General features: G+C 44.7%; 15 protein-coding genes and 2 pseudogenes. 14 read left to right on the top strand and 3 right to left on the bottom strand.

Going from position 1 to position 18,090, the window contains the following annotated elements; all coding sequences use genetic code 11:
- From H6G46_RS15500 to H6G46_RS15515, 4 genes and pseudogenes are all read left to right on the top strand, one after another.
- A partial coding sequence (locus tag H6G46_RS15500; protein ID WP_242021174.1) for a hypothetical protein occupies window positions 1-405 on the top strand: 405 nt, incomplete at its 5' end.
- Between the two features lie 713 nt (window positions 406-1,118).
- Window positions 1,119-4,829 carry a hypothetical protein gene (locus H6G46_RS15505; RefSeq protein ID WP_011153884.1) on the top strand — a complete coding sequence of 1,237 codons (3,711 nt, stop codon included), beginning with the start codon at window positions 1,119-1,121 and terminating at the stop codon, window positions 4,827-4,829.
- 31 nt (window positions 4,830-4,860) lie between these two features.
- Window positions 4,861-4,965: pseudogene (locus tag H6G46_RS18765) on the top strand (DNA cytosine methyltransferase); the annotation flags it as partial.
- Window positions 4,916-5,314: a hypothetical protein gene (locus tag H6G46_RS15515; protein WP_223211259.1), complete on the top strand. Its 399-nt coding sequence runs from the start codon at window positions 4,916-4,918 to the stop codon at window positions 5,312-5,314. The pseudogene H6G46_RS18765 and the gene H6G46_RS15515, both read left to right, overlap by 50 nt.
- A 140-nt stretch (window positions 5,315-5,454) precedes the next feature.
- Here the strand turns inward: H6G46_RS15515 and H6G46_RS15520 are convergent, their stop codons facing one another.
- A complete protein-coding gene (locus tag H6G46_RS15520) occupies window positions 5,455-5,709 on the bottom strand; it encodes a hypothetical protein (RefSeq protein WP_223211260.1) in 255 nt (84 codons plus the stop codon).
- Complete coding sequence (locus H6G46_RS15525) at window positions 5,702-6,298, bottom strand: ParA family protein (protein ID WP_011153887.1); 597 nt, start codon at window positions 6,296-6,298, stop codon at window positions 5,702-5,704. Before H6G46_RS15525 ends, H6G46_RS15520 begins: the two co-directional genes overlap by 8 nt.
- Window positions 6,299-6,537: 239 nt before the next feature.
- Here H6G46_RS15525 and H6G46_RS15530 point away from each other — a divergent pair, with 239 nt between their 5' ends.
- The 4 genes from H6G46_RS15530 to H6G46_RS15545 are packed head-to-tail and all read left to right on the top strand — an operon-like array spanning window position 6,538 to window position 10,724.
- Window positions 6,538-6,861: an HNH endonuclease gene (locus tag H6G46_RS15530; protein ID WP_011153888.1), complete on the top strand. Its 324-nt coding sequence runs from the start codon at window positions 6,538-6,540 to the stop codon at window positions 6,859-6,861.
- Window positions 6,862-6,873: 12 nt separating this feature from the next.
- Window positions 6,874-8,412: a class I SAM-dependent DNA methyltransferase gene (locus tag H6G46_RS15535; RefSeq protein ID WP_011153889.1), complete on the top strand. Its 1,539-nt coding sequence runs from the start codon at window positions 6,874-6,876 to the stop codon at window positions 8,410-8,412.
- Window positions 8,413-8,425: 13 nt separating this feature from the next.
- On the top strand, window positions 8,426-9,547 hold the full coding sequence (locus tag H6G46_RS15540; RefSeq protein WP_011153890.1) for a hypothetical protein: 1,122 nt from the start codon (window positions 8,426-8,428) through the stop codon (window positions 9,545-9,547).
- On the top strand, window positions 9,540-10,724 hold the full coding sequence (locus H6G46_RS15545) for a restriction endonuclease subunit S (protein WP_011153891.1): 1,185 nt from the start codon (window positions 9,540-9,542) through the stop codon (window positions 10,722-10,724). Before H6G46_RS15540 ends, H6G46_RS15545 begins: the two co-directional genes overlap by 8 nt.
- On the opposite strand, the gene H6G46_RS15550 is transcribed toward H6G46_RS15545, so the two are convergent.
- The gene (locus H6G46_RS15550) at window positions 10,711-11,787 is read right to left on the bottom strand and encodes a Fic family protein (protein WP_011153892.1); all 1,077 of its coding nucleotides are present in this window, start codon (window positions 11,785-11,787) and stop codon (window positions 10,711-10,713) included. The genes H6G46_RS15545 and H6G46_RS15550 overlap by 14 nt on opposite strands.
- A 476-nt stretch (window positions 11,788-12,263) precedes the next feature.
- Between H6G46_RS15550 and H6G46_RS15555 the strand changes: the two genes are divergently transcribed.
- From H6G46_RS15555 to H6G46_RS15580, 6 genes and pseudogenes are all read left to right on the top strand, one after another.
- Entirely contained in the window at window positions 12,264-12,584 is a 321-nt protein-coding gene (locus H6G46_RS15555; protein ID WP_011153894.1) for a type II toxin-antitoxin system HigB family toxin, read from the top strand.
- Window positions 12,585-12,724: 140 nt separating this feature from the next.
- A complete protein-coding gene (locus tag H6G46_RS15560; protein WP_011153895.1) occupies window positions 12,725-13,144 on the top strand; it encodes a transcriptional regulator in 420 nt (139 codons plus the stop codon).
- 21 nt (window positions 13,145-13,165) lie between these two features.
- The gene (locus tag H6G46_RS15565; protein WP_041428299.1) at window positions 13,166-16,345 is read left to right on the top strand and encodes a type I restriction endonuclease subunit R; all 3,180 of its coding nucleotides are present in this window, start codon (window positions 13,166-13,168) and stop codon (window positions 16,343-16,345) included.
- Complete coding sequence (locus H6G46_RS15570; protein ID WP_041428300.1) at window positions 16,342-17,040, top strand: SprT family zinc-dependent metalloprotease; 699 nt, start codon at window positions 16,342-16,344, stop codon at window positions 17,038-17,040. The genes H6G46_RS15565 and H6G46_RS15570 overlap by 4 nt, the downstream gene beginning before the upstream one ends.
- 346 nt (window positions 17,041-17,386) lie before the next feature.
- Entirely contained in the window at window positions 17,387-17,941 is a 555-nt protein-coding gene (locus H6G46_RS15575) for a hypothetical protein (RefSeq protein ID WP_011153898.1), read from the top strand.
- A 37-nt stretch (window positions 17,942-17,978) separates the two neighbouring features.
- A pseudogene (locus H6G46_RS15580) lies at window positions 17,979-18,090 on the top strand (IS4 family transposase); the annotation flags it as partial.

Below are 18,090 nucleotides of genomic sequence, written 5' to 3' on the forward strand. Positions count from 1 at the left end.
GGTTCCGTTGATTTTGTGGCCTGGTATGACCTAGCGGACTTGCTCGACGATCTTTGTGGCCTGGGGGGTTGGGAATGGTTAATCATCGACACCCAACAAATTGGCGATCGCCTAACCCTCACCGGCTCCCTCACGATCCATGGGGATGACCGCAGTTTGACCAGGCAGGCCACCGGCACTGAAGACATTGATTGCAATAGCTACGGTGATCCAAGCTCCAATGCGGAGGCCATGGCCCTGAGAAGATGTTGCGCCAAGTTTGGCCTGGGCCGTGACCTATGGCGGAAAAACAAACCCCAGCCCCTCAAAATGGGACAACGACAAGAACCAGAGAAACAGACAGTTTTGGCCCCTGGCACTATCTCACGGGAAGAATGGCTCAAGAGAAAACAAGCCAAATCCTAAATAAAGTTCAACCCTCAATAACAATGGGGGATTCTTGCACCAACTAAGCTCTAACCATTGCGGAAGAATGCTTTAGGGCAGAAATAGCCCGGAGATTTAACAATAACCAAGATTGATAAGACCTATAAGTTTCTGTATATTAAATGACTTTTTTACTTTAGCTATTTAGCTAGAAAGTATTTAGATTTATCTGCTCCCACTTAGGAAACAATGCTGATAACCTCTCTATGACTTAAAACTTAACGGTTTTTTATTTCTAGCGCAATTACAAAAACGATGCTACTACCCCCTCACGGTCAACCCAAAGAAAAAATTTTCAAACTCCTTGAAAAAGATGAGACTTTTAAGTTATGGTCTTGAATTACTAGCCTTTACCCCCGGAGTTCTTCTACCCCTGTACCCCACTAAAAAAGGCAACGGGCAAAAAAGGCCCATCGCCAATAGCAAAAAAATAGTGCAAAATCCTGTAAATTTATTGGGAGGATCCACCGTTCCCCATTCAGTATTTAGAGGTTTGAAATGTTTCAGCGGCAAGGTCAGCCGCATCCTATAGTTCCCCAAAACAACCAAAGACCCAAATTCCTCTCAGCTTGGCGGCGGGCGGAATTCAGGTCTGCTCTAGTTGTCCTAAGAAAGGATGCGTATCTAGAAATAATCGGTTCTTGTGCTCTTTGGGAGAGCAAGAAGCAACCAAAGGAAAGGAGGCTTCTGAGATGAAGCATTATAAAACTTCACACGGGTCCTATTCTAGCGCATTCTCCCCCCTCCTAGTCAATAACCCGAACCATTCCAGCTTTGGGGAGAACAAATTACAACCCACCAGCCGCCACAATCCTTGCCCAGTCTGCGCTAAAACCAATGGCAATTGCCGCACCATAGCCGATGGTGGGGTGCTGTGCATGACTTTCCCCGACGGAGATGGTCATCCCGATCATCGCTACGTCAAACCCAGTGAGAATGGACTTTGGGGTGTTCATTACCCCCGCAAGGATGGTGATTTTGACCGACAAGCCTGGGAAAAAAGGAAGGAGGAGAGGGAAACCAGAAATCAGGAAATTGAACGGCAAAGCCGAGAAAAATGTCTCAGCCCAGAGCAACGGGATAGGGGCTATAAAGCCATCCTTGACCAGTTGACTTTGACTGATGAAGATCGCTCCTATCTAGAAGGCCGCGGGATATTACCAGAGGTTATTGCCCGATGTCGTAGCGTGAAAAAGTGGCAGAAATTGAGCCATACAGCCCATGTAAACTTGCCTGGGGTCAATCGCTATGGCAGCGGGTTAAACAACCCAGCCGATGGGATTCTAATTGCTATTCCCGGCATTGGAGGATACCTAACCAATCTCCGACTAAATGTCCCCCTCGACCTCAACCGAAAATACTCAGCCATATCTAGTGCTAATCGTGGGCTCAAGCCCAACCTAGAAGATGGGGGCACTCCCTTTGGGATATTTTTCCCCGAGAACTGGACAGACTTTACCCATATCGGCATTTGTGAAGGACCTGAGTACAAAGCTCCGTCCGCCGCTCAGAGATTGAACTTTCCCGTAGTTGGGTTTGAGGGGGCGGCGGGAATGACTACAATCAAACGTTATCCAGCCCGATTAAAACAAATTGAGGATTATGTCAAAGAGCAATTATGCAAACTTACGAAGAACGAGTATTTAAAGCTTTCCAGTGTATGGCAAAGCACTATGATGAGCTTTGCGACTTTTTTGACTGGGCAAACTACAAAGGATACGCAGACGGAGTACTCATTTCCAGTACAAATATCAGCCCAGTTTGCTTTCAAGATTCTTGGTGTCTGTTTGTTTCCCACCATGAATGGGCAAAAGATTGGGACTATCTTCACGGAAAGCAAGAAACTATTAAAGGAGTGGAGTACGCCGTCGAGCTTTGGAACAAAAGAGCCTACCCCGACGGAGCTGTCGGATACCTTACCCCCGTCGCACTCGAGGAAATTCTCTAGTCCATTTAGGTTCTGCTTAATCCCTGATGCAGGGATGGAAAAGAATTCTTCGGTGATGGGATTTTATACAAAAACCCTAAAAGCTATAGAGTCCCAGGGTTACCTAGTAGATGTGGCCGATTGGGGCCAGGGCCACGACAAATCGGTGGGGGACATTGACGAAATCAGCCCGGAGCAGATCGCCGCCATCCAACTGGTTTCCCCGGAGGAAGCCTTTGCCGATGTACCTGGGCTACAGTCCACCGTTGCAGAGTTCAAGGATTGGGTTAGCAAACAGGTCAAACGGATTAAACCCCAGGGCTTTGGTGCTCCTGTGATTGCAGGGGAGCTATTCACCGGCGACCGGGTTGATGCCCTAATTAAACAACTGGAAAAAAATCGCTACGTTCTCGATGCTTCCTGGACTGGGGATGGTAAGTCCCATGCCATTGTCCCCCTGGCGAAGGTCCTGGCACATCGACTGGAAACATTGCATCCAGAGCAGGAAATCAAGATTTATCTGATTTCCCATTCCTACCGTCAACCCACGGTGGAAGCTTTAACCGCCATTCAAGCCATGCCCACCCGCCATGGAGACCGATATTTTCCCCATGGGGAGCTAGAGGAAGCGGCTAACTGTATTCGTTCCAAGCAATTTAACCAAGTAGCGGAAAAGGGCTATAACCCCCACCAGGGCGGTAAACATAATCCCATTTGTCACTCCTGCCCAGCTTTTAACTACTGTGGCACTGACCCCGGTATGTTCCGCCAGCAACGACGCTTAGCCCTGCAACACCAAATTATCCGTTGTCACCCCAGCCAAATTCCCGCTAAAGGGGAAAATCAACTCACTGTGGTGATTTGGGATGAACCGGCGGAGGAGCAACCCACCAAAACCATCAATACCAATATTGGGGAGCTAGACCAGGAAATTGCCTACCACCGTCGCCACTCCCAGTTGTCGGATGCCCAGAAAGATATTCTCGATGAAATGGCATCTCTGCTGGAAAGGTTAATGGCTGGTGCTCCCAAGTTGGGCCTGGACACTGCTGAGGTGCTTAACCAGGTCAAAGATCTCAACCAAGACCTACTAGGGGAACTGATCACCCTACTGGAGCAAAAGGAACGGGATTTATTTGATATTTTCCCAGCCCCCACCTTGGCTACCTTCAAGGATAACCAGGATGCTTTTGCAGGTTTAACAGCTAAGGAAACCGCCAAACTCAAGGGCCAGTTCCGCCGCAGTAATCAATACGCTGTGGGGGAAGCGACCAAAATGACGGAGGAAAAACTCCAGGAATTACCCAGCAATGGCCTAATCCATCTACTCCGTTGCCTCCAGGGCCAGGCCTCTGTCCAAATCCAACTGTTTCCCCAAAATCTGCTGCTCACCATCGATCGCCGTCAGGAATTGGCCCCCATCAGGAACGCTGATTATGTAGTTGCCCTAGATGCCACCAACAATGGGGCGGATTTTGCCTGCTTGCTCAATGTCGAAAAGGACAAGGTTAAGGTCATCAAACGAAAAACGGAAAAACCTTTCCAAAACCTCAAAGTTGTCCAAATTGTGCTGCCGGGGTGGGGTAGCTCCCGACCCAGTGATAGGGCCATGGAAAAGGCGATCGCCGTCAAGGATGCATTATTCCAAGCCTATGGCCCCATGCCGGTGCTCACCTACAAGGCTCAACTGGAAACCCTATTGGCGGCAGGGCAATGGTATCGGGATAGTCGGGGCAGTAATCAATTTGAGGGCCAGCCCCAGATGCTCTCCTGTGGTTTACCCCTGCCCAATCTGGGGGCCATCAAGGCACAATTCCTGGCCACTGGCGGACAACCCGCAGATTTTGAGGAGCATTACCACCGCCGCTCCCAAAGGGAAGTGTTGCAAAACTTTGGCCGTCAGCGGGCTAACCGCTACCCCCGCCAGCAGTTTACCCATTTCATTATCACCGGCGACCCCCAGCACAATACCATCCACGACCTAGGCTGGGTCAAGGAATTTGGGGCGGATTATGTTTGCCTCCATGGTTTTGAAATTACTCCCCACGCTGGCGATCGTTCCCAGATTGCCCGCTGGCATATTGTCGAGGCGATCCGTTCTGGCTTCACCACCGGCAGTGCCATTGCCGAGAAGTTAGGTTGCAGTCGTCGCAATGTGACCGATGTGTTGACCAATGGGGGAGCTACCCTCACCAAGGTTACCAAGGCATTACTGGATACAACTGAACTGGGAAGTTCCTCTTATAAGTCCCCTATAAGGCTCGGTTCCCACCTGGAGGATCTGCCGTCGGAAATTTTGGCTTTGCTGGGCATTAATCTCCCAGAGGCGATCGCCGAAGTGGTGGAAATTATCCAAGCCGTGGGTTGGCGATCATTTGCCGAGGACTATTTACCCACTTTGCCCCAGCGTTTACGCTCCACTATCCTGGCAACTTTCTGGTCTTTCCTTGATTTGGTTGCCCCGGCCCCTGTTTGACTTGTTTTTTAACTAAACTGCAAACCTCAATATGAAAAGGAGTTTTAGCCATGGAAAACTTCGACACCTCGACCTATTTGCCGGATGTGAGGGATTCACGTTGGCAGGGGAACGACTGGGGAAAATCCAAACAACTCAGTTTGTTGAAATCGATCCCGACTGTCACACCATCCTCCAGCACCACTGGCCCCAGGGTGAAAATAAAACTTCGATGGCCCTTACCGGAAGTACGTCCCCGGCGATCTAGGGGCCAGGGTAGTGGTTATATCCGACTGCACTATTGCGAAAAACAGACCCGCTCCGGCAAAAAATCCTATGAGCAGTACTATTACCACTATGAGCTTTGGGAGAATGGCATCAGACAGCACAAGGGGTCAAAGTATATCCCCAAGGATAAGCTTGATGTGGTGCAGGAATGGGATAGAAAGAAAGTCGATGTAGTCCTCATTCTGCAATATCTTGGCAAAGACTGTACTAATCTATGAAGCCTTTCTAACGCCCGCCGGTGACAGCTCACTTTTTTGGAAAAATTGAACTGATATAGTGACTGTCTAAACAGTTAGACGTTTACCTGTCTGTATTGTTAGCTAGTTAAACAGTTAGAGCTGTGCGAGCATTTCCCTGCTTAGCTGTCTAGACGTTTGAAGTAAGCGACTAACAGCTCCTCCACTAATTCGGACATATCTTGCTCAGTGCTTAGGGTATGGGTGCGTAATTTTAGGTGGGTGGCTTTGGAGATATAAAGAGTGGTTTTTTTAAAATTTGGATCTTTACTTTTGGCGATCGCTGCTTCTGATTTTGTTTTGACTGATTCTGAACTAGTTGATTCTGCCTGAACAAAATTCTCGAAGCCGGCAAAGCGATTTTTTTCCTTAGCCATAAATTTCACCTCCCACGGTTTTGTAATCATTCCAACCGGCCCCTGCATACCGATCGCCTTTGACATCACGAACGACACAACCCTCTAAGGCGGCCTTGGGAAAAGCGGCGTATCGAGTGATCATTCGCTTAAAAACAGGTAATCCTAAGCTTTGGAGATATTCTTTGGCTTCTGTTCCTGCTGTGGAAGGTTTTGGCGGAACAATAGTCATCAAAATCCGAAAGTTTGGAATGTTTAGCTGTTTAAACGTCTGGATGTTTGCTTGTAATGCTCCCATGGAAAGGGCATCAGGAGACGTTGGCAAGATCATGAGGTCACACCCCCTAGCAAGGGATCGAATTTCTTCAATCTCTGGTCGGGCTGGGGTATCAACGACGATGTGCTCATAATTACGGGCCGCTTTTAATCCTTCCCGCTCATCAACAACTGGGAAATCTAGCTTTTCATGGGATGCCCAAAGCAGTGCCGAACGGTTCAAGTCCCCATCAATCAGGATTGTTGGAGCTTTGTTATTGAGGTAGGCGGCCAGGTGAATAGAGCTTGTGGTTTTACCTACCCCACCTTTAAAAGCAGTAACGGTGATAATCATTAGATGGTTAAATATTTAAAAGTTTAGACGTTTAACTGTGTAAACTTTCGAATGGCTAAAAGGGGAGACGCTTGGAAGTTTAAAATGTTGCTAAGATTTTTGGCAGCAATGTGCAATAAAAATTACTAGGGGTTAATGAGTCTGATTGTGAGGAGCTTGTCGAAGTTCGATTCAGACAGAGTGCCAAAGTTTTTATTAGGGGTTTCAAGTGATGACTAAAAAAATACTAGGGGTTTGGGATGAAAGATAACCGTTATTCTCCTGACTGGCCTCAGTTGGCCCTACAAAAAAAGCAAGCTGTTGGTTGGGTCTGTGAACGGTGCGGGGTGCAATGCCTCAAGCCTGGCGAGGGGAAGGGGTTATTAAAGGAGGAACGGTATCGGCTCAGGATGGCGGTTCATCACTGCGATTATGATCCAAGTAATAATTCCCCTAGTAATTTGATGGCTTTATGCTCCCCCTGTCATCTTCATTACCACCAGAGACAACGGGGGAATGTGACTCCAGGGCAGTTATCATTAGGTTTTGTTTATCGCTCTTGCCTTGTTTGTGCCCAACAATAAAGATTGCCACCCATGCCCAAACTGACCTTGCCTCAGCTAGAACGTCATCTTTTCAAGGCGGCGGACATTCTACGGGGCAAAATGGATGCTTCGGAATTCAAGGAGTATATCTTTGGGATGTTATTCCTTAAGCGAGCTTCAGACGTGTTTGAGCAGCAATATCAGCAGATTATTCGGGATAATCTGGCGAAGGGTCGATCTGAGGAGGAAGCAAAACAACGGGCGGAAAGAGCAAGTAGTTACCAAGACTTTTTTGTACCGGAACGGGCGAGGTGGGCAACGATTCGGGATGAACTCCATGACAATGTGGGTAATGGTCTAAATAAAGCTCTGGCTGCTTTGGAGGAGTCGAATGTGGCTTTATCTGGAGTTTTGGGACATATTGATTTTAATCGGAAGGTGGGGAAGACCACGCTATCGGATACTAAGCTGCGGGAATTAATTTTTCATTTCAATAAGTACCGTTTGTTGAATGAGGATTTTGTTTTTCCTGATTTACTTGGTGCTGCCTATGAGTATCTGATTGCCGAGTTTGCGGATTCAGCAGGGAAAAAGGGGGGGGAATTTTATACGCCTCGTGATGTGGTGCAGTTGATGGTGCGTTTGGTGAAGCCAGCGGCAGGGATGTCAATCTATGACCCCTGTGTGGGTTCGGGGGGGATGCTCATCCAGGCGAAGCAGTACATTGAGGAGTGTGGCGGTGATTCCCGGAATTTATCGCTCTGTGGTCAGGATAATAATGGTGGGGTTTGGGCAATCTGCAAAATTAATATGTTGTTGCACGGGATTAAGGATGCTCGGATTGAAAATGAGGATACGTTACAAAATCCTCGGCATATCGTTGATGGAGAGTTAGAGCGGTTTGATCGGGTGCTGAGTAATCCGCCTTTTTCTCAGAATTACGAGAAAACAAATCTGGAGTTTAAAAATCGGTTTAATCATGGCTGGTGTCCGGAGTCGGGTAAGAAAGCCGATTTGATGTTTGCTCAGCATATGCTCTCGGTGTTAAAGGTCGGGGGAATAGTGGCGACGGTAATGCCCCACGGGGTTTTGTTTCGGGGTGGGGATGAGCAGAAGATTCGTAAAAGTTTGATTGAGAAGGATCAGATTGAAGCAATTATTGGTTTACCGCCGAATTTGTTCTATGGCACTGGTATCCCGGCTTGTATTTTGGTGATGCGTCGGGCTGGGGAAAAACTACCGGAACGTCGGGGCAAGGTGCTATTTATCAATGCGGATGCGGAGTTCTATGCCGGTCGGGCCCAGAATTATTTGAAGCCGGAGCATATCGAAAAAATTGTGAATGCGTTTGAGGCATTTGTGGATATTCCAGGTTATGCGGCGGTGGTCAGTCGGGAAATTTTGGCTGCTGAGGAGAATGATTTTAATTGCAATATTCGGCGTTATGCGGATAATGCGCCACCACCGGAACCGCAGGATGTGACGGCTCATTTGTTGGGGGGGATTCCTTTCGATGAGATAGAAGCACAACGGAATTTGATGGGCAGTCATGGGTTTGACCCGCTGCGAATTTTAGTGGAAAAGGCTTAGGGAGATTTTGGTAATGCAATATTTTGATTTTTTGCCGGAGATTACTGAGAAGTCGCAAATTAAGGATTTTGTGGCGAATGATGCGGGGGTGAAGACCCAGGAGGCAAGGCTCTATGGGGCGTTTGACGAGTGGTGGTGGTTGCATTCGCCGATGTTGAACCAGTTGCCGGAGTCGAAGGGTTTGATGGAGCTGCGGACGGCGTTTTTTGAGTCGTTTATTGCTAGTTTGGAGCCTGTGGGTCTGTTGGATCGGTTTAAGGTGACGGGGGTTATTGCCACTTGGTGGGATGAGGTACGGTATGAGTTGCGGACGTTGGCGGAGTCTGGTTTTTCAGGGTTGGTGGATAGTTGGATTGATACGATTCGGGATGCTCTGGAGGATGACGATGATGATCAGCCTAAGGGTAAAGAGCAGTTTGATCCGTTGAGCCACAAGTTAGTGGTACAGCTTTTGGCGGATTATCTGGAGGAAATTGAAGCGGCGGAAGGTCTGGTGGCGGATCTGGAACAGCAAAAGGTAGCGTTTGAGCAGGGGGATGATGATGCTGAAGAATCAGATGACGATGAGGAGGAAACGGTGAAAAATGTGGCCAAGGCTCTGGACGATCGCCGGAAGGATCTCAAGAATGACATTAAGGATGCTCTGAAACGGATCAAAGTGCTGAAGAGTGGGGCAACGGTGAAGGGGCAGAATTCGATCGCCGCCCAAAGAAAGTTAGGCAATGATACGACGGCACTGGAGCGGGAACTTGTGGAACTGGAGGGGTTTGTGGCTCCGGTGTTGGCTGAGATTGGGGAAATTGAGGCGAGGTTGGAACCCTATAACGAGATTAAGGCTAGTTTGGCGGAGGCCCGGAAGGCTTTACGGGGGTTGAAGGATCAACTTATTGGGCGGTTAGTGGCGGCACGGGCAGAGCTTGGTGAGGAGGGTTGTGAAAAGTTGGTGTTGGCGGCGTTTTATGAGGGGCTAAAGTCCCATCTGGATCGCTATGGGGCGGCGCATTTTCAGCAGGTGGTGGCGGCGGTTGAGAATTGGTGGGATAAGTATCGGGTGACGTTGCGGGATATTGTCAGCGAACGGGACACTGCGGCGGCAAAGTTAGATCAGTTTTTGGAGGGATTGGGATATGTCTAATAATTGGAATATATTAAATTTTGGAAATTTGATAATTCTCGAATATGGCAATACTTTAACAGAAGAAAATAGAAGTGGTGGAGATTATCCCGTTTATGGATCTAATGGAATTATTGGATTCCATAAAGCTTATTTATTAGATTCTCCTAATATAATTGTTGGGCGTAAAGGCAGCGTAGGCGAAGTAGTTTGGGCAAATAAAAATTGTTGGGCTATTGATACCACTTATTATGTAACTTTAAAACAAGACAATAGTTTACGCTTCATTTATTGGTTATTAAAGTCTTTTGATTTGAGAAAACTTGATAGTTCTACAGGAGTACCTGGACTTAATCGAAATGATGTTTATAGAATTAAATGCAATTTGCCATCACTGCCAGAGCAGGAAAAGATAGCAGAAATATTGGATACGATGGATGAGGCGATCGCCAAAACGGAGGAGTGTATCGCCAAGCTGAAGAAGATCAAAGCGGGCTTAGTCCATGACCTGCTGACCCGTGGCATTGATGAAAACGGCGAACTCCGTGACCCCGTAAGGCATCCAGAACAATTCAAACAGTCGGCGATCGGGCTTATTCCTAAGGAGTGGGATATAAAAGAGTTGTCTCAATTAGCTACTGTTGATCGAGGTAAATTTACTCATAGACCAAGAAACGATCCTAATTTTTATGGAGGACAATATCCTTTTATTCAAACGGGAGACATTGCACAAAATTTAGGTCAAGTAATTCGTTCATATACACAAACTCTAAATGAAAATGGGGCAAAGGTTAGCCGAGAATTTCCTGTAGGAACAATTGCAGTAACAATTGCAGCAAATATTGCTGATACAGCCATCTTGGGGATACCTATGTTTTTCCCTGATAGTATTGTTGGTGTTACTGTGTTTCCACAATTTAATCATCGGCTAGTTGAACTCTGTATTAGATTTGCAAAACATAAGTTAGATGCTAAAGCAACTCAAAGTGCACAAAAAAATATAAATCTTGAAGATTTAAGACCTTTACTTATTCCATTTCCTAGGAATCCGAAAGAGCAGGACAGAATGTCATCTGTATATGAAAAATTTGATGAACGATTAAAAAAAGAAGAAGCATATCTTGAAAAACTCAAGCTACATAAAAAAGGACTAATGCACGACCTCCTCACTGGCAAAGTCCGAGTTAACCATCTTTAAAAACCGCTAAATAGGGCGCATAACAAAAAGCTCGGTTCCGTTTTTGTCCTGTGATTTCCTCTAGCAGCCCCACATCACAAAGGTCTTTCACCAACTTATTTGCATTTGGGTAGGATAACCCTGTTACCTCCATGGCATGTTCTACTGTGAAGATCGGCTTAAAATACAGCGTTTCCAATAAGGCGATCGCATTCCCAGACTTCCGACCCATCTGATCTAACAGCAAAATACGATGTTCTTCCTTTAACTGGACAATCTGCCGTGCTGTCCTTGCCGCTTCATTCGCTGTTTCCGCAATCCCCCGCAGAAAAAACTTTAACCAACTTTCCCAATCCCCAGCATCCCGAACCCCCTGTAACAGGTCATAATAACGAGTTCGGTACTTCTTAAAATAGTAGGAAATATAAAGCAGAGGTCGCTGGAGAATCTGCTGCTCACAAAGCAAAAAAGTAATCAACAAACGACCCACTCGACCATTACCATCCAGAAACGGGTGAATCGTCTCAAACTGAGCATGAGCCAAGCCAATCTTGATCAGCGGCGGCACATAACTCGCATCCTGAAGCCCACAACCACTTGCCCCAATCCAATTCTGAGTACGGCGAAACTCCCCCGGACTCCGTTCAGCACCCCGAACCCCCTGCATCAGTTTTTCATGGATCTCCCGAATTAGTCGCAGAGAAATCGGCAAAGACTGTAAACGCTTCAGACCATAATTAACCGCCGCAATATAGTTCACCACCTCAGCCACATCCTGCGGATTATCCGGATCCAAAGTCTGAGATTCAAACTCTAATACATCAATTAGAGAAGCCTGAGTGCCTTCGATCTGACTCGATAACACCGCCTCTTTCCGCACATACATAAACACGAATAGATTAGGATTCGGTAGTGCATCCGTTGAACCATCCAACCGACCCAATGCCCGATCAGCTTTAGAGAGCAAGTTCCACATTTCCTGATCCATTTCGACGGCAGGATTTGGTGGCAAGGGTTTTGGAATAAACGCCCGATAACCTTCCACCTGCTGCACATACTGACCTGCTCGGCTGGCGATCGCCATAATTATCGCTTTCGTTAATACTGCATTGATTTCAAGCTTATATTATCGGAAAAGACTGCTTTTCATTAATAAGGAAAAATGTCGCACCATTTTTAACAAAACTCCATAAATCTATAGGTAGTGGTGTTCAAGTAGCTCAAAGTTAAATTATCGTTTTATAAGCCACTATAGGTAGTGTGATATGGATTTAGATGCACGGTTTGAGTGTGATATCACACCATTGCGATCAACCTTTATCACGTATAACCAAGGAAGGGCACAGCCCAGGGGTAGTCGTAGGACTGCCGCACGAGCCGCCACCGGATTAAAGGTTGCGGTTTTTGTGTTTTATCGTACCCTCAAAAATTTGATCAGCACCTTCCCTGGGCGTGACCATTGCCAAAAACTTCGCAAAACGCTAAGATTTGATTGTGGTTAACCCCATAATCGAGGAAAGCAGATGATGGCTGTCAACCCCATCTTGAGCAACGTTGCCTATGCACATCATCTCGAAAACTGCCCTGAAGCAATTCTGGGAAAAGCATCCGAATGCCAAAGCGAGCTTAACGGCTTGGTACAAAATTGCCAGCCATAGCCAGTGGAAACATTTAGATGATGTTCGTCAAACCTTTCCCCATGCAGATCCAGTTGGGCAACTAACTGTATTTAATATTGGTGGAAATAATTATAGGCTCATCACCAAAATTGTCTTTCCCACAAACGAGAGCAATATTGGGCGAGTTTATATCAGAGACGTGTTAACCCACGCAGACTATAGCAAAGGTAATTGGAAAAAGGATTCATGGTTTAAATCATAAATCTAATTTCCTAAAAGATTAAGGAATAGCTAACTTAGACAAAATCTTTAAATCATCTTGCTTTCCTTTTAAGGCACTTAGTTTTTTATATTAATCTTTGTCAAAGACAAAATTACCTTACTTAGCATAAAATTATTACCATGAGCTGCACATACTTAGAATTAATCAAGTCTTTTCCCCCCCGCCCTATTCGCTCTCCAGAAGACTTTGGGGCAACTCAAGCAGTGGTTAATAATCTCCTCGATAAAGAAGTGCTGACTGCTGACGAAGAGGACTATTTAGAAGTCCTTGGCACTTTAATCTACGAATACGAACAACAGCAAGGGGATATTATTCCCGATATTCATGGCACAGAACTCCTTCAAATCTTAATAGAAGAATATGAATTAAAGCAAAAGGATCTAGTGCCAATTTTCAAAACGGAATCTATTGTTTCTGAGGTGTTAAAAGGCAAGCGACAACTCACAACCCGTCATATCCAAGAATTGGCCACATTTTTCCATGTCTCACCAGCGGTATTTTTTCCTGCGAATTCTTCTGGGGATTTGCTTGCTGCCTAAATTAAATCAGTGTCTAGGATTATGAAATCAAGCCCTGAATATCTTTATTCTGAAAAACCTACCCTAGATGAATTAAAAAAACTTGGCTGGCAATATGTTCCTGGCTGTTTGGAAGATCAACCTGTTCCTACTGATCCACTGATTACTGAACGGGAAAGTTTTAAGCAGATTCTTATTAAGCCCCGACTTCAGCAAGCCCTTAAGCGCATTAATCTGACTGATGATGGAGAGCCATGGCTAGATGACTACCAAATTGAGTCGGCCATTTCCCAGCTAGAGCGGGCTGTCACCACCGAAAAGCTGATCGAAGCCAATCAACTCATCACAGAACTGCTCTGGAATGGTGTGACTGTATTCGTTCCCAATGGTAAAGATGAAATTGTTCAGTTCATTGATTTCGAGAATATTGAGCAGAATGATTTCCTTGCCATCAATCAATATCGAGTTGATCCCCCCAGCTCTAACGGTAAACATTTCTCAATTCCGGATATTGTCTTATTTGTCAATGGTATCCCTCTAGTGGTGATGGAGTGTAAAAGCCCAACACTACAAAATCCTCTCACTGATGCCATTGAGGATTTACTGAAATATTCCAACCAACGCAACAGTGAACAGCCCGAGGGCATAGAAAAGCTATTCCATTACAACTTAATGATGGTGGCAATGTCCCAAAACCGGGCCGTAGTGGGAGCAGTGTGTGCGAAACATGATGAATATTTAGCTTGGAAAGATGTTTATCCCGCCACCCCCGAATCCATTGCCCAGATTTTTGCAGTCGAGAAACTTATCGGTGACCGTCAGACTTTGGTGGCCGGACTCCTCAAACCTGACATTGTGCTGGATGTCCTGCGGAACTTCACCATGTTCAGCACCCACACCGGCAAACTTGAAAAGGTTCTACCCCGTTACCTCCAGTACCGTGCCATCCTCAAGGCGATCGACCGACTGCAAAATAATTCAACCCGCCAAGACCATAGTGATGACCGGAGAGGTGGTATTGTCTGGCATACCCAAGGGTCAGGGAAAAGCCTCTCAATGGTGTATCTAATCCGAAAAATTAGGCGGACACCAAACCTAAAACGCTTCAAAATCGTTATTGTGACCGACCGCACCGACCTCGAAAAACAGCTATCGGCAACCGTTAAACTCACCAAAGAACCCTTACAAATTGCCAAAAATGTCAAACAACTTGAACATTATCTAGCCCAACCTGGAGCCGGATTAGTTTTCGGCATGGTTCAAAAATTCCGGGGTGAAGATGAAGAACCTCAGGACATCGAAGAATATATACCCGAACATCTCAACGATTCCCCAGAAATCTTGGTGATGATTGACGAGGCTCATCGCTCCCATGCCAGTGCTCTCCACATGAATTTGATGAAGGCATTACCCAACTGCGCCAAGATTGGTTTTACCGGGACTCCCATTGTTGCGGCGAAAAAGAAAAAGACCGCCGAGATTTTTGGCGGCTGGATTGATAAATATACGATTAAAGAATCTCAAGAAGATGGCGTTACCCTACGCATCATGTACGAAGGCTTAGAAGCCAGAGCTACAGTTGCCAATGGAGAAACATTGGATCAGCTTTTTGAGGTTATTTTTCGGGATAAATCTGAAGAAGAGCGGGGTAAAATCAAACAAAAATATGCAACCCGTGGGGAAGTTGGTGAAGCAAAGGAACTGATTGTGGCAAAGGCAAAAGATATGCTGCAACACTACATTCGTCATATTTTGCCCAATGGTTTTAAAGCCCAAGTCGTTGCTTCCAGCCGTCGGGCCGCCATCCGTTACCATGAAGCTTTTTCTCTCGCTCTACAGGAAGTAATTCAGAAAGTAGAGAATCAGCGGGCAATTCTCCAAAGCCTTGATGATGAGGCGATCGCCAGTCTCGATCAGGAAACCCAATATTTAGCCTATTGCTCTCGTCATCTCGAAATACTCCGCACCTTAGAAACCGCTGTTGTTATTTCGGGCGATAAAGAAGATCCTCAAGATTGGCAATGCTGGACAAGTCAGAGTAATCAAGATCAGTTCATTGAACGTTTCAAAAAACCATTGGCCGAAGATGGCCTAGCTTTTCTAATTGTAAAAAGTATGTTGCTGACGGGCTTTAATGCCCCCATCGAACAGGCAATGTACATAGACCGCAATATGGTCGAGCACGAACTCCTTCAGGCGATCGCCCGTGTGAACCGCACCTATGACGGGAAAGATTACGGTTTAATCGTTGATTACCATGGCATCAGAATTGATGAAGCCCTTGCTATGTATGACGTGGAGGATTTAATTGATTCCCATTTTGACATTTCGACAGAACTACCCAAACTCGAAGATCAATGCAGACGAGTCCTATCCATTTTTGAAGAATCCCAAACTGATATAAGTGACGTTGAAGCCTGTTTACAATTGCTCGATGATGAACGACTAAGGGTTCAATTTATCGAGTCTCTAAAGGTATTTCTTGAAACCCTTGACCTTATTTTGCCCCGACCGGCCGCTGCCCCCTATATCCCCATTGCTAAAAAATTAGGTCTAATTCGTAAATCATTAGCAGATCTTTATCGTGATGAACATCTTGATTTAGTCGGTGCGAGAGCAAAAGTTAGAGAATTAATTGATAGTTACATCCAAACTCAAGGCATTGACCCCAAAACCCCCCCTGTTGATATTCTTTCCCTTGAATTTCAACAACAAGTTAACCAGCGTCAATCCACAAGAACCCAAGCGGCGGAAATGGAACATGCTGCCCGTCACCATATTTCAGTCCATTTTGATGAAGATCCCGTTTATTACAAAAATTTGAGCGAACATCTTGAGGAAATCCTGCAAAAATACTCAGATAATTGGGATGAAAGAGCCGCAGCCCTTGAGAAATATACTCAAAATATCCAAAACGGCAGACAAGAGAATGGCACAGGCTTAGATCCCCAGAGGGAACAGCCCTTTTTTGATCTGCTCCAACAACAGACTAATATTGATCAAGCTCCACTCATTGAAGTGACCAGAGAAATTCTTACCCACATTATCGCTACCATTAGCCGCATCAACTTCTGGAACAATCCTGTTGCCCAGAATAATCTCAAAACTTGGATTGTAAATTATTTGGATGATCAAGATATTGTCTCCTTTGAACAACAAGAGGCGATCGCCGATCAATTGGTGCAACTTGCTAAAAAGCGTCATCAATGGTTAGTACGATGAACATCATTGCTTATAAAGATTTAACCCTAGAAGTTCGTCGTAGCAGTAGACGACGCACAGTGGGCATCACCGTCGAACGAGATGGTAGCCTGATCTTGTCAGCACCAGAGCAAACTCCAGAATCAAAATTACAAGAAATTGTTCATCAGCGCAGTCAGTGGATTTATAAACACCTGATTAGAAAAGAAATTCTTAATCCCTCAGTGCCAGAGAAAGAGTATGTCTCTGGTGAAGGATTTCCTTATTTAGGGAGAAACTATCGCCTACAAGTCATTGCAGATGATGCTAGTCAAGAAAAACTTAAATATTACCGAGGACGATTTCAGCTACAACAATCATCGCAACACCAAGGTCGAGAATTATTTATTGAATGGTATAAAAGTCATCTTAAAGCCCATCTTCAGAGTAAAGTGGAGCAGTTTAAGCATCGAGTTGAAGTCAATCCCAACTCAATTCAGATCAGAGAGCTTGGGAATCGTTGGGGTTCATGTAGCACAAAAGGAGATCTATATTTTCACTGGCGAGTCGCAATGCTTCCAAGCAACATAGTAAATTATGTAGTTGTTCATGAAATGGCTCATCTTAAAGAACGCCGCCACAATCAAACTTTTTGGGAAACTATTGAATGTATATTGCCTGATTACCAAGACTCAAAACAATGGTTAGCGACTCAAGGTATATACTACGATCTCTAATAGCGAGATAGTAATGAAAATGAGCAGATTAATCGAGAGGGAGAAAAACAACTTTGAGGGCCATGCATGAAGGAACCGCCGGTCTAGGATGCTAAATCCTCGTCGCTGATACTGATAGGGTGGTTTTTGTCAATGAAAATTTTAATTTTAAGCTATAATATTAAATTATTAAAGATATTGCTGAAAAATAGTAATGTTTTATATGATATTAGACTCCACACTAGCCCATCCATTAATCCTTATTTCTCAGAAAGGTAGGGGAAAAATCTGGCAAAATTATAGTTAAGGTGATCAATCACTATACTGATGAGATTTTCCAAGTTTATTCTGTTATTTAAAAATAATTATGAAAAATATTATTATCTCAAATTTAGTCGATAAATTTAAACAAGTAGAATCTCTATCACAAGATTTACAAGAATCTGAAATTTTTGAGCATTTTAGTAATTATTGTATAGTCTCTAACGAATATCAAGAAGAATTTAATATTTTAAATATTCGTGTAGCTGGAGGAAACGATTTAGGTATTGATGGTATAGCAATTATAGTAAATGGTTCTTTAATTAATGATGTAGAAGAATTAGAGGATCTCATTACTAGAAACAAATTAATTGAGGCAACTTTAATATTTATACAAGCAAAAAGCGGTGAGAATTTTGAAGGATCAGAGTTTTCAAATTTTGTTTTTGGCATAAAAAATTTTTTCGACTTTCAATCTAAGTTAAATATTAATGATGAATTAAAACACAAGCAGTCTTTAATCAAAAAAATATACGATGATCCACTACTATTTAAACGAGGAAGTCCTCAGCTTAAGTACTACTATGTTTACACTGGTATATGGTCAGATGCAGAAGTGTTGAACGATAGTTATAAAGAGAAAAAAAGCCCTTTAAAATGATAGAATAAAGGGCAGAAATATTAGAATAATTGAAGCGATGATATCAAATTTTGGACATATTGTCAAAACTTATCTATCTAATTTTCCTAAAGATGACTACCCAGTATTAGACACATTTAAGTTTGTGAGTATCTGGTTAGGATTAGTGT

It is taken from the genome of Synechocystis sp. FACHB-908 (assembly GCF_014698595.1).
Classification (GTDB): Bacteria; Cyanobacteriota; Cyanobacteriia; order Cyanobacteriales; family Microcystaceae; genus Synechocystis.